We start from the raw sequence: 13525 nt of genomic DNA on the forward strand, positions 1-13525 counted from the left end.
GATTCCATCGCACTCAACACACGTTAACTTTACACCACCACATTGACCAGACGCCCTGGCACAATGATGATTTTTTTTGGTGCAGCATCACCGCCAAATTTCTGGAACGCCTCACTGGCCAGTGCCGCAGCCTCAATGGTCGCCCGATCTGCATCTTTACTCACCGTAATTTTGCCACGCAGCTTGCCACTGACCTGCACCATCAGTTCAACTTCATCCTGCACCAATGCTGCAGCATCAACCTGCGGCCACGGTGCATCCAGCAGGCTGCCCCATTGCTTGTCCAGCCCGAGTTCCTGCCACAACACGCAGCAGACATGCGGACAAACCGGATACAGCGTGCGCAGCAAAATACTGGTTCCCTCGCGCATCGCTGCTGTAGCGGCTGGCTGTTCGGCGACTGCGACCTGATCGGGATTAAACCCTTCCAGCGCATTGAGCAGCTTCATCGCGCCAGAAGCCACTGTGTTGTATTGCATGCGTCCGTAGTCAAAGTCTATCTGCTGCAACACACTGTGCACTTCATAGCGCAAAGCTTTCACCACTGCGCCAGCGCCCGCAAAATCATTGCCGGCCTGAGAGATGACACCGACCTGCCGGTACACATACGCCCACACCCGGCGCAGGAAGCGGAACGAGCCTTCCACGGCCGCGTCATTCCACTCCAGCGTCGCATCCGGAGGCGATGTGAACATGGTGTAAAAACGCGCCGTATCTGCGCCATAGCGTTCAATCAGATCCTGCGGGTCTACCCCGTTGTTTTTGGATTTGCTCATGGTGCCAATGCCACCATATTCAATCTCCGAGCCATCCGACTTCAATTTGGCACCAATAATCTTGCCGCCTTCGTCATAGACATTGTCTACGTCTTTGGGCCAAAAATATTCTATGCCGCCTGCGGCTGTTTTACGCCGGTAAATATGGTTGAGCACCATGCCCTGCGTCAGCAGGCGGGTAAACGGTTCATCAAACGACACCAGCCCCAGATCACGCATGACACGCGTCCAGAAACGCGAATACAGCAAGTGCAAAATGGCATGCTCAATGCCACCAATGTACTGGTCCATCGGCATCCAGTACTTGGTGCCAGCGCCGACCATCTGTGTGTCGTCGTGCGCATCACAGTAACGCATGTAATACCACGACGAATCCACAAACGTGTCCATGGTATCGGTTTCGCGCCGTGCCGGTTTGCCGCAGCATGGGCAATTCACTTTCAGGAAGGCTTCACTCTTGTTCAGCGGATTACCCGAACCATCAGGCACCAGATCTTCGGGCAGCACCACCGGCAAATCTTTTTCCGGCACCGGCACCGGACCACAGCTTTCACAGTGAATGATGGGGATCGGTGTGCCCCAGTAACGCTGGCGGCTGATACCCCAGTCGCGCAGTCGGAACGTGGTTTTCTTTTCGCCCAGGCCTTTGGCCTGCAGCAATTCAGCCACTTTATCCACGGCGGCCTCAAGCCCCAACCCATCCAGTATGCCCGAATTCACGCAGACTCCACGCTGCTTGTCAGCGTACCATTCCTGCCATGCCGTGTTGCTGAATGTTTCACCTTCCACCGCAATCACCTGCTTGATCGGCAGGCCGTATTTCAGCGCAAAGGCAAAATCACGTTCGTCATGTCCGGGCACCCCCATCACAGCGCCATCACCGTAGCTCATCAGCACGTAATTGCCGACCCACACAGGCACCTGTTCACCAGTCACCGGATGCACCACATGCAGCCCTGTTGGCTTGCCTTCTTTTTCCTTCAGTGCCAGCTCAGCCTCTGTTGTGCCGCCTTTTTGGCATTCTTCAATAAACGTGGCCAGTTCCGGATTGCCCTGTGCCGCATGTTGTGCCAAGGGGTGCTCAGGCGCCACTGCACAGAATGTTACTCCCATGATGGTATCAGCACGCGTTGTAAACACGTACATGCGGCCATCCTGTATCAACCGGCCATCAGCACCTTTGATACCGTGCGTAAACGCAAAGCGCACGCCCTGGCTTTTACCGATCCAGTTTTCCTGCATCAGCCGCACCGGTGCCGGCCAGTCTTTCAGGTAATTGGGATTTTCAGGATCGGCCACACAGGTATTGAGCTCTTCGGCATATTTCGTGATGTTCAGGTAATAGCCCGGAATTTCACGTTTTTCAACCAGTGCGCCGGAACGCCAGCCGCGCCCTTCAATCACCTGCTCGTTAGCCAGCACCGTCTGATCCACCGGATCCCAGTTCACTACCTGGGTACGGCGTTCTGCCACACCAGCTTCCAGCATCTTCAAAAACAGCCATTGGTTCCAGCGATAGTAGTCCGGCGAACAGGTTGTGATTTCACGCGACCAGTCAATCGCCAGCCCCATCGCCAGCATCTGCTTTTTCATATAGGCGATGTTGTCATACGTCCACTTAGCAGGCGGCACCTTGCTTTTCATCGCGGCATTTTCTGCCGGCAAGCCAAACGCATCCCACCCCATCGGCATCAGAACGTTGTAGCCCTTCATCCGCAACTGCCGCGTCAGCATGTCATTGATGGTGTAATTGCGCACATGCCCCATGTGCAGCTTCCCCGATGGATAGGGCAGCATGGAGCAGGCATAAAATTTAGGTTTGCTCTGGTCTTCTGTTACCCGGTAAACGTCACCCTGCTGCCACCAGGACTGGGCTTGCTGTTCAATGGCGCTGGGTGAAAACTTCTCTTCCATGATGCTGACTTTATTGGTTAAGGTTAGGTTATTGAATTAATTCGGCTAAAAAACAAACAAAGTGCCTGTCACAGCACTTTGTGATGTGTCAGAGCGTTGAAATATTATTTCAGACCCAACACATCCTGCATATCATATAGCCCGGCGGCTTTCTGCGCCAGGTACCGCACAGCCCGCAGGCTGCCTTGTGCATAGGTAGCACGGCTGGAGGACTTGTGACTGATCTCAATCCGCTCACCCGTTCCGGCATACATCACCGTATGGTCGCCCACAATATCGCCGCCCCGAATGGTGGCGAACCCGATACTGCCCGGCTTGCGCTCACCGGTATGCCCGTAGCGCTCATACACCGCAATATCTTCCAGCGGCTGCCCCAAAGTCCGGGCAATCACCTCCCCCATCCCAATGGCAGTCCCCGAAGGGGCATCCACTTTATGACGGTGGTGCGCTTCAATCACTTCAATATCATACCCAGGCTGCAGCGCCTTCGTCGCCAGCTCCAGCAGCTTATACGTCACATTCACGCCCACACTCATGTTGGGCGAAAGTACCAGTGCAATCTTCTGCGCTGCCGCAGCAATTTCTTGTTTCTGGCTATCGCTGAACCCGGTTGTTCCGATAACCATTTTGATACCCAGCGCAGCGCAGCTTTGTACATGCACCATCGAACCTTCAGGGCGGGTAAAGTCAATCAGGTACTGTGCTTTGGACGCCGCCAACGCTTGCTGGGTATCGGCCTGAACCAGCACGCCTGTGGTTTGCCCCAGGAAGGCACCCGCATCCTGACCAATCAACGCTTCGCCCGCAGGAACCAACGCAGCAGCCAGCTCACAATCGGGTGCGGCCAGCACCGCCTCAACCAGCATTTTGCCCATGCGCCCGGAAGCGCCGGCAATGGCAATACGCAATTGTGTGGATGGAGCACCCATGACATCTTACCTTTTCAACTTCAACTCGCGTTCAGGGCAACAAGCCCGGTGGTACAGCAACCGCCCGAAATCAGATCAGTAGTTGGAATCCAGTGGCGGATAATATCCCGCAGGTCTGGCTGCCGAATCCGGAGCCTCGCCTTGCATCTGCTGCATTCTGTCGCGATAAGCCTGTGCCGCTTTGGACGCCTCTTCCAGTTGCTCTGGCGTGGCTTGCAGTACAGGAATTTCGACTTCATCATCATCTTCCACAACCGCATCCAGATGGCGGACAAACTCTTCTTCGCTCAAAAGTTCGCCTGACGCTTCCACACTTGCCACGGTGTCACCGCTGAAATGGACTGTAAAGCGTCGCTCCAGGGGATCTACCCCCTGACGGTTGATGGAAAACACATAGTCCCAGCGCTCAGGATGGAAAATATCCACCAGCAAGGGGGTGCCTAAAATGGTACGCACCTGGTTACGGGACATCCCGGGCTGAATCAGGGCTGCCTGCTCTTTGGAAACAAAATTGCCCTGCACCACCTCCATTTTATAGGGGGATAAAGCAGAAACCAGCGAATTGGAGGCCTTGTCAACGCCACTGCATCCTGCAAGCAAAAGCAGGCACAGCGAAAAAACGCCGCCGGCAAATAGACGTACAGATAATGGTGGAATACACTGTTGTTTATACATAAAGTTGCACAAACCTTATATGATGAATGGTCTATTGTAATAGGGAAGATACAATCTGGGTAAGATCAGATCATCTCATATTGGTTTAAACCCTGAAACTTACCCCATCATTCCCCTTCAACTTAGCAGCTGTTTTCATGAAATGGCTTGGCTGTAACGCTGATTAGGACAACATGAGCTCTGACAACATTGACAACCTGAAAAGTAATGGTCTCAAGGCAACGCTGCCCAGACTGAAAATTCTGGAGATTTTCAAAACCAGCAATCAGCGCCATCTGTCGGCTGAGGACGTGTTTCGCGTTTTAATCAATGACCACTCTGACATTGGGCTGGCGACTGTCTACCGGGTTTTGACCCAGTTTGAACATGCCGGTCTGTTACGCCGCAGCAATTTCGAGCCGGGTAAATCCATTTACGAGCTTGATGAGGGCGAACACCATGACCATATGGTGTGCCTCTCTTGTGGCAAAGTGGAAGAGTTTGTCGATTCAGAAATTGAAAAACGGCAATATGAAATTGCCAAAAAATATAAATTCCAGTTGCAGGAGCACGCGCTGGCCATGTATGGCCTGTGTGCTAGCTGTGCTGCGAAAAATCCATAACCATGGTTTAGAAAACCGCCCTGAACACAGGGCGTCAGCGTAACCTACTCTGAGCTTTCAGTCTGTCCGCCATCGTCCATGGCCCGGTGGTGGCGGCTTAAAAATTCACTGAATGTATCAATCCCGCGCAGTTGCAATACTGTATTGCGCACTGCCGCTTCCACCAGCACGGCAATGTTGCGGCCAGCCTCCACCGGAATCATCACCTTGCGTACCGCGACGCCCAGCACGTCCTGCTCCAAAGGCTCCAGCGGCAGGCGTTCAAAATCACGTTCCAGAACCTCCCGGCGAACCAGATGCACAATCAGCTTGAGGCGCATTTTGCGCCGCATGGCAGTTTCACCAAAAATGGTCCGGATATCCAGCAGGCCGATTCCGCGCACTTCCAGCAAATTCTCCAGCAGCGGCGGGCAGCGCCCTTCAATGATGCCCTGCGCAACCAGCGCAAAATCCACCACATCATCCGCCACCAGTCCATGCCCACGGGAGATCAGCTCCAGCCCCAGTTCGCTTTTGCCCAGGCCGGACTCGCCCACCAGCAAAACGCCCATGCCAAAAATATCCATGAATACGCCATGAACACTGGTGCGCTGGGCAAAGCGTTTGGAAAGCCAAGCCCGCAGCACATCAATCACATAGGCCGCAGATTCGTTGGTGGTAAACAAGGGGATGGGTGCTCTTTCGCACAAAAGCACCAGATGCTCGGGCACCTGTTGCGCATCGGCGACAATCAATACCGGTGGCTCCAAAGGCACAATGGCATTCAGACTTTGGACCAGTTCATCCTGGGGTTTACTTTGGAGATAAGCGATTTCCTGCTCACCCAGCACCTGCACCCGGTGCGGATGGATAAAATTCAGATACCCTGCCAGATCGGCACTGGACTTGGCCCGCTCGATGGCCTGTGGCGCAAACTTCCGCTCGGCAGCGCTCTGCCCGGCCAGCCATTGCCAGCGCAGCATACTGCGATGGGCTTCAAAAAGCATATCAATGGTGACATCTGCAAATTGCATACGCCTTTATCGGCCTTATAGAAGTGGATAACAAACCATGGCAGCTCAGGTTGCCGACGGCATCGGAGCCCATTGGGCAATCATATCGTATAACTGCTGCGCATCACCTGTCTGGAACAGTTGTTCGCGCAATTCCCGATTGGAAAGCATTTCTGCAATCTCGGAGAGAATCTCCAGATGCTGCTGGGTTGCGGCTTCGGGAACCAGCAAAAAAAACAGCAGGCCAACGGGCTGCTCGTCAGGGGCATCAAAACCAATAGGCTGCTGCAAACGCAGTATCGCTGCCAAAGGCTGTGTCAACCCTTTGATACGCCCGTGCGGAATAGCCACACCATGCCCCAGTCCGGTAGACCCTAGCCGCTCACGTGCAAACAGATTATCGGAAACATCCGCACGTGCGATGCCGTTGAGCCGCTCAAACAACAACCCAATATATTCAAACACACGTTTTTTACTGGTTGCGCTCACATCTACCTGAACATGGTCGGGAGACAAAATGGCTGCAAAACGATTCATAACTTTACTCCCAGGGCGTTGCCACCCCGGCACATCCAATACAAAAGAGCATTATAAGGAACATTGAACAAAGCCATGTTGCGGCCTTGCCCAATTGGAGTTCCCTGCTCACTCAAGTAACCTGCACCGGCTGGCTGCAAACCAGCATACGGCGCAAAAACTCTACGCATAACAAATAGTTACGCTCAAAATACATAAGCGTACCCGAATTCCAGACTGGTGGAATAAAAGGTACGCCTGTTTTCAATCTAAATTGAAGAGACTATGCTCTTATAAGAAGATTATTCCTTTTCCATGTATTTGACTGATTCAGCCCCTTTTTTCATGGTTTGTTTTTCCTTGTATTTTCCAACCTGGCGATCCAGCTTGTCCACTAGGATGTCAATGGCTGCATACAAGTCAGCATCCGTATTTTCAACAAAAATGTCACGTCCTTTGACACGCACAGTACAACTGACTTTCTGGCGACGATCCTTTTCTTTAGAATTATCAACTGAGAGCACCACGATAATTTCAACCACCTGATCGAAATGGCGCATGACCCGTTCCAGCTTATTGCTGACATATTCACGCAGTGCAGGTGTCACTTCCACATGATGTCCACTGATCGTCAAATTCATATATAACCTCCTGACTCCATCAAGGATACAATTACCGATCTGAATTAATTTGCATACTACCGCTCGTGTCTTATTAATTCAGATAAGTAACAGTGTGCATTGGTTCCCTGATAAGCGCAATGAAAGCCCTTTAAAAAGATGGATTCTCTTGTGTCAAGTCAATCCTTGTGCTCGGTGCATCCGGCCAACGCACTTTGTATCACTTTATATAACATCAATTCACACTTTTCCCTCAGGGTGATGCGATAATCACAAAGGGTCACATTGCGCTCGGACCTCGGATGACTCGCAAGACATGAACGGAGTGCTTACATGCTCAATGTTTTTTCTTTAACCAATGGCCGTCTTCACCAAGAAGAAATTGAACATCAGGAAGCACTGGCACAACTGCTCCCGATCTGGGTTGACTTGGAAGCTCCCACCATAGAAGAAAAACAATGGGTTGCCCGAAAATATGGGGTCCGCCTGCCAACCGACCTGGAAAATGACGACCTAGAAGAATCCGCCCGGTTTTTTGAAGACGAAATTGACGGGGCGTTTCATATCCGCTGCAATTTCCTGATTGATGACGACAAACAGCCACGCAACGTCCCTGTTGTCTTTATTTTGCAACTCTCCAAAGACGGCTCGCAACCCGATCGCCTGTTTTCCATTCATACGGAAGATCTGCCCGTTTTCCGGCTGCTGCGGTTGCGTGCCCGGCGCATGCCCGGCCTGATAGAAGGCGCCAAAGAGGTCTTGTTAGAGCTGTACGCCACAGAGGTGGAATATTCGGCCGAGGCACTCGAAGGCATATATGACGACCTGGACAAGGTCAGCCGCAACGTATTGACCAGCACCATGAGCGATCAACTGGCTGGCGAAATCCTCTCCACCATTGCACTGGAGGAGGACTTGAACAGCCGCATTCGCCGCAACGTGATGGAAACCCGCCGTACCGTGGGCTACCTGATGCGCTCGCGCATTTTGAATGCAGAACAGTTTGAAGATGCCAGGCAGATCATGCGAGATATCGACTCGTTAGACTCTCATACGGCATTTTTATTTGAAAAAATCAATTTCCTGATGGATGCCACCGTGGGTTTCATCAACATCAACCAAAATAAGATCATCAAGATCTTTTCCGTGGTTTCCGTTGCACTGCTCCCGCCCACACTGATTGCCAGCATTTACGGCATGAACTTTGACATCATGCCTGAAATCCACTGGGAATATGGCTATCCGTTTGCTTTGGGCCTGATGATACTGACGGTAGCTGCACCTTTTATCATTTTCTGGCGCAAAGGCTGGTTGAAATAACCCCCTTCAGAAGGCTCTGAATCTGCTTTTATGCGAATACATCTGGGCATTTAAAATGCCAGGTCGGCAATATGAAAATGCCCTGCACTTTTTGAGTACAGGGCATTTTTTAATAAAAAACCATGGGGCAACCTGGGCGAAGAGGAAGCGAGCGAGGGAGGGAGGAAAATCGCTCCAGATTTATCAGCCAGGAAATCCTGGGCAGGCCCCACAGTAAAAAACTTTTACCATATTAATCTATTTTTAATACTTGTTCATTTTAACAACTTTTTCTCACAATTCGCCATCATTTTTTTTACGATGCTCAATACACGCAAAAGCCGAATGATTGTGTATTGACTCGAAATTCTCGGATGTCACCTTGTAAGCCACAATGCGTGCGTCCTGATTCAAACTCACGGCCACGTCGCGCACCATATCTTCCACAAACTTGGGGTTGTCGTAAGCCCGCTCGGTTACATACTTTTCATCAGGCCGCTTCAGCAGACCCCACAATTCACAGGACGCATTATCCTCAGCAAACCGGATCTGCTCTTCCAGACTCAACGTACTATTCTCAGCCAACTCCACGCTGATCGTAACATGAGAACGCTGATTATGGGCGCCATAATCCGAAATTTCCTTCGAGCAAGGACACAGGCTTTTCACCGGCACCTGTACAGTTTGTACAACAGATGTGGTTTGGGTCCCTTGGTCGCGCCGGGCATCCCAACTGACTTCATAGTCCATCAGACTGCCAACCCCTGAAACCGGCGCCTTTTTATGCACAAAAAACGGGGCTTTGACATGGATCGAGCCACCCTGCGCTTCCAGGCGTCCAAGCATCACGTCCAGTAACGAGCGCATGGAAGCAACGGACAATGGCTCCAACTGGCTGTCCAGCAGCTCAATGAAGCGCGACATGTGCGTGCCCTTGACCTCGGCCGACAAGGCCACATACAGATCAAAAAGCCCAATAGAAGGCTTGGCCTGGTTATCCGCGCCCAAAATCGTCACCGGATAGTGCACAGACTTCACCCCTACCCTGTCAATTGCAATATGGCGGGGGTCTGCACTGGCTTGAACATCTGGCAACATCATCAATTTATCAAATCCATTCACTTGTGGTTATACCTTTTAATTTCCGCTTGATGACGCGGCATGGGCATATTTCTGCATTTTTTAATCAACACGCCCACCCGGCAAAGATCAGGAAAACATCTCATTCAACATTCTCCCAAAGTGAAATTGTTGCAGGTTTGAGAATCCTTGCCTGATTGTAGGGTGATACTTCTACGTTAAAAAGCCGCTTTCAGCGTGTTCTTCACCACAAATTATATATCATGTGATAAATTCGCGTTATGGCCACCTTCAAAAACCTGATGCCATAGCCGCACCCCGGCCTCGCAAGCGGCATGCAACTGCTCATCTGAAAGCACCGAAGCGTCGTCAAGGCGGGAACGGTGCTGGATCTGGCGCAACAGACGATAGCTGTCAGACGCCTGTTGCCCAAATGGCACCGATAACAAGCCTGCCTGCTCGGCGCGCAAAAGCAGCGCAATGTTGCCGACATCGTCTTCGAGCTGGGGATAATCACAGGCATAAGCCAGTATCAGGTATTGAACACAAAACTCGATGTCCAGCATTCCGCCGGCACTGTGCTTCACATCAATTTTCCCGCCGCGTACCGGATGCGCCTGCCGGACTTTTTCCCGCATCTTCAAAATTTCTTCCCGCAACGCCACCGCATCCCGCCTGGCGCTCAATACCTGATGCCGCACCACATCAAAGCGACTGATCAGTTCAGGAGAGCCGACCACACAGCGCGCACGAGTCAACGCCTGGTGCTCCCATGTCCACGCTGTATTGCTGCCGCGGCCCAGTTGGTAGGACTCAAAAGATTCCACAGAGGTCACCAAAAGACCCGAATTGCCATTTGGACGCAATGCGGTATCAATCTCAAACAAATCACCTTCGGCGGTTTTAATCGTTAGCCATTGAATCAGCTTGCGCGCATACGCACCATAAATTTCATTGGCGCGCTCATGCTCATCGTCATAGATAAAAACAATATCCAGATCGCTGCCATAGCCCAGCTCTTTTCCGCCCAGCTTGCCGTAGGCAATAACAGCCAGGTTCGGATGCGCCTGGTGCCGCTTGCTCAAAAACTCCCAGCACCAGTTCAGAGAGATTTTCAGCGTGATGTCCGCCAGCAATGACAGATCGTCCGCCACCTGCTCAACCGTCAGGTACCCTTCCACATCGCGCGTCAAGGTGCGGAAAAGCTCGGCATGGTGAGCCCGCCTGAGCATATTGAGCAGGGCCTCTTCATCCTCCTCGCCCGACTCCTGCAGTGCCTGACGGCGTATCTGCAACTCCAGCTCATAGGCCTCGCCATCAAAGCGCTCTTTATAAACCTTGGCACTGGCCAGTTCATCAATCACGCCCGGGTAACGCGCCAGATACTGCGCTGCCCAACGAGCCATGCCCTGCAAACGCAATACACGCTGGTGGATCAAGGGCCGCTCAAGCAGCAAAACCTGATAGCTCTCACGCCGCAGAATCGTATCCAGCCAGTCGATGAAGCGCAGTGCGGCAGTTTCGGTGATCATGCCATCGACCAGCCATTGCGCGGTCCGCAATATCAGGTAGGTCAGATTGTTTTTGGTGCTGTCCTTCAAGTCCCGCATGCGCGAACTGCTCGCCCAGTTATGCACCCGTTCCTGCAAAGCTGGCGGCAGCATCGCCTCAAAGGCCTCCTCCCCCAGCATTGCCGCTGGCGCAGAACAATTGCCGCTGGCACAGACGCCATCCACCATTTGGTCGTTGAGTTGCAACAGGTCGTCAAATTCGGCCGCAATGCATTCCCTGCTTTGCCCCAGCACGGAAAACAGTCCGGCAAAACAGCCCATATCGTGCTCCTGCCCGACCACCATGTCCATGCTGGAAGCAATCCAGCACAAATCATCATCGCGCTCCGGCAGAATATGCGTCTGCTGGTCATCCAGATACTGAATACGGTGCTCCAGCCGGCGCAGGAAAATGTAGGCCTGCTGCAACTGGCTGGCACGCTCGGCGCTCAACAAGCCTGCATCTCGCAGCCGATCCAGTGCCTGCAGCGTTGAGCGAGTCCGGATTTCCGGATACTGTCCGCCACGGATCACCTGAAACAACTGGACAATGAATTCAATTTCCCGGATACCGCCACGCGACAGTTTAACGTCATTGGCTCTCTCAGGCCGCCCCGCAGCCCTTTGCACCGCGTGCTGGCGAATCTTCTGGTGCGTCTGGCGCAGCGCATCCAATAAACTGTAGTCCAGATAGCGCCGGAACACAAACGGCTGCACAATCTCCCACAGCTTGCTTTCCTTGCTCTGCAACGGGTCGCCCAGCGAAGCGATGACACGCCCCTTCATCCAGGCAAAACGCTCCCACTCGCGCCCCTGCATATGGAAATAGGTTTTCAGCATGGGCAGGCTGACTGCCGGGGGGCCGGATTCGCCATTCGGGCGAAGCGCCAGATCCATCCGGAACACAAACCCGTGCTCCGTGGTTTCTCCAATCAGTGCGTACAGGCGCTTGGCCAGATAAGCAAAATACTCATGGTTGCTGCGCTGGGTATATTTAGGGTCGCTTTCGATACCGGCAGTATGCCCGTCCTCTTCATAGACATACACCAGATCAATATCAGACGAAACATTCAGTTCCCGCCCGCCCAGCTTGCCCATGCCGATAACCCAGAAAGCGCAGCGGCTGCCATCGGCACACAGCGGCGCGCCGTATTGTGCATCCAGCTCTTCATGCGCCTGCCCCAGCGCGACATCCATCATCACCTCAGCCAGATCGGTCATGGTATGCGTGACGTCCGTCAATGGCACATGGTGTTCGACATCCATCACCACCAGCCGCTCCAGCACCAACTGGCGGGCAATGCGCAACGCAACCGGCAAGGCATTGCCGGCATCCTGCAGCTTTGAAATAACCTCCCGGATACTTTGGGCATTTGGCACGCCCGGACTCAATAACCCCAGTTCATAGCCATAACGCCGCCTTATCCGCTGCACAAAACGCGAATAATCCGCCTGAGCGTCTATCATCATTAAACGCGAATCAGGGGCATCCTGTACGGTATCAGACAGGGACGAAGGAAAAGCCGAATCCGTTTCAAGTTGCATTGTCTAAACAAGAGTGATGCGAGTGTTTTTGCCCTTAAATCCTTGGCCGCAAGGTCAAGGCCACCCAGCGTTTTATAACTAATTATTTAAATAATGTAACACTAATTTAAAAACCCGTTTATTGCCGTCATCGCCCCTTAGTAGTTCATTGTTTTCCTGGGATTAGGATACCCCTTTTGCAGATAAATATACTGCCCCTGTCAGGCTGAAAAACACCCCTGCGTCACAGCAACACCGAAACAACCGGCTAACGCACACTTTCAAAATCCACATGGTAATGTCCGTCATGGGGAAACCATGCCTGCCGCTCCATAAAAGACACGCCTTTTAATGCTGAAAATGCCGGATCTGCACGCAACAGCCTCAAAAGAGGCGGATCAAAAATCACCTGTTTAATGCGTACCCCATAAATGGCCCCGGCCTCTTTCAGCGCCACAAGGTGGGCGATCATGGCAGCCGTATCCAGCTGATAAGAGGTAACACGGCCCTGCTCATCCAGGCGGATATGGTAGCCCCACAGGTTCAAGACATTTGTTGGCAAAACGGCCGGCACACTGTTTCCCGCATAATCCAGGGTATAAACAGGGGTCATAAAATCTGCACTCATGCCCTGGCGATGCGTCCGGTGTGGCCAGAAACGCCCACCACCATTCCACCCCATCTCACCATACACATAGCGCATATGCGGAAAACGGTGCAACAGCTTTTCATAAGCAGCCACCACAGTGGCCGCAGCCTTCCCTCTCAGGTAGTAGCGTCCGGCCCCATAGCCAATTGCAGAATTGGCGCGAAAATTTGCTCCCGAAAAAGGCAACGAAAGATAATGCTCAGCATCTGTTTGTGCGTTGTAGCCCGCCAGATTGATCTGCTCGGCAAATAAAGGGCGCATGCACAGCAATAAAACCAATGCAAGCACTGCTGCCAAAAATGTAATCCCAAGCCATTTGAACGCATGCCGTATGCGCATTCCCACGCCCTTCACCGCTAAAACACCTTCAATGTGCATCTTTCAACATCCCCCAATCTC

The 13525-nt window shown here is 52.5% G+C and carries 11 protein-coding genes; 2 read left to right on the forward strand and 9 right to left on the reverse strand.

Annotated features, from left to right (window positions below; translation table 11 throughout):
* Positions 1–29: 29 nt before the first annotated feature.
* The 3 genes from leuS to AACY98_RS08885 all read right to left on the reverse strand — a co-directional run bounded on the left by leuS (position 30) and on the right by AACY98_RS08885 (position 4294).
* Positions 30–2690, reverse strand: a complete 2661-nt coding sequence (leuS, locus tag AACY98_RS08875; protein ID WP_339804192.1) for a leucine--tRNA ligase — start codon at positions 2688–2690, stop codon at positions 30–32.
* A 104-nt stretch (positions 2691–2794) separates the two neighbouring features.
* Positions 2795–3619 (reverse strand): 4-hydroxy-tetrahydrodipicolinate reductase, encoded by an 825-nt coding sequence (dapB, locus tag AACY98_RS08880; RefSeq protein ID WP_339804195.1) that lies wholly within the window; start codon positions 3617–3619, stop codon positions 2795–2797.
* 75 nt (positions 3620–3694) lie between these two features.
* Positions 3695–4294, reverse strand: coding sequence for an outer membrane protein assembly factor BamE (locus tag AACY98_RS08885; RefSeq protein ID WP_126978799.1), 600 nt, complete (start codon positions 4292–4294; stop codon positions 3695–3697).
* Between the two features lie 173 nt (positions 4295–4467).
* On the opposite strand from AACY98_RS08885, the gene fur reads away from it, so the two are divergent.
* Complete coding sequence (gene fur, locus AACY98_RS08890) at positions 4468–4896, forward strand: ferric iron uptake transcriptional regulator (RefSeq protein ID WP_126978797.1); 429 nt, start codon at positions 4468–4470, stop codon at positions 4894–4896.
* Between the two features lie 44 nt (positions 4897–4940).
* Here the strand turns inward: fur and hprK are convergent, their stop codons facing one another.
* The 3 genes from hprK to hpf form a co-directional block, all read right to left on the reverse strand.
* Positions 4941–5909, reverse strand: a complete 969-nt coding sequence (gene hprK, locus AACY98_RS08895) for an HPr(Ser) kinase/phosphatase (protein ID WP_126978795.1) — start codon at positions 5907–5909, stop codon at positions 4941–4943.
* 45 nt (positions 5910–5954) lie between these two features.
* On the reverse strand, positions 5955–6425 hold the full coding sequence (ptsN, locus tag AACY98_RS08900) for a PTS IIA-like nitrogen regulatory protein PtsN (RefSeq protein WP_126978793.1): 471 nt from the start codon (positions 6423–6425) through the stop codon (positions 5955–5957).
* A 281-nt stretch (positions 6426–6706) separates the two neighbouring features.
* Complete coding sequence (gene hpf, locus AACY98_RS08905) at positions 6707–7045, reverse strand: ribosome hibernation-promoting factor, HPF/YfiA family (RefSeq protein WP_126978791.1); 339 nt, start codon at positions 7043–7045, stop codon at positions 6707–6709.
* 312 nt (positions 7046–7357) lie between these two features.
* Between hpf and corA the strand changes: the two genes are divergently transcribed.
* Entirely contained in the window at positions 7358–8344 is a 987-nt protein-coding gene (gene corA / locus AACY98_RS08910; RefSeq protein WP_339804201.1) for a magnesium/cobalt transporter CorA, read from the forward strand.
* Positions 8345–8617: 273 nt separating this feature from the next.
* Here the strand turns inward: corA and folE2 are convergent, their stop codons facing one another.
* The 3 genes from folE2 to AACY98_RS08925 all read right to left on the reverse strand — a co-directional run bounded on the left by folE2 (position 8618) and on the right by AACY98_RS08925 (position 13504).
* Positions 8618–9445 carry a GTP cyclohydrolase FolE2 gene (folE2, locus tag AACY98_RS08915; protein WP_404948028.1) on the reverse strand — a complete coding sequence of 276 codons (828 nt, stop codon included), beginning with the start codon at positions 9443–9445 and terminating at the stop codon, positions 8618–8620.
* A gap of 212 nt (positions 9446–9657) precedes the next feature.
* On the reverse strand, positions 9658–12498 hold the full coding sequence (gene glnE, locus AACY98_RS08920; protein ID WP_339804206.1) for a bifunctional [glutamate--ammonia ligase]-adenylyl-L-tyrosine phosphorylase/[glutamate--ammonia-ligase] adenylyltransferase: 2841 nt from the start codon (positions 12496–12498) through the stop codon (positions 9658–9660).
* Between the two features lie 247 nt (positions 12499–12745).
* A complete protein-coding gene (locus tag AACY98_RS08925) occupies positions 12746–13504 on the reverse strand; it encodes a replication initiation protein (protein ID WP_339804209.1) in 759 nt (252 codons plus the stop codon).
* Positions 13505–13525 lie beyond the last annotated feature (21 nt).

The sequence above is a fragment of the Saezia sanguinis genome (assembly GCF_963921665.1).
Lineage (GTDB): Bacteria > Pseudomonadota > Gammaproteobacteria > Burkholderiales > Burkholderiaceae_C > Saezia > Saezia sanguinis.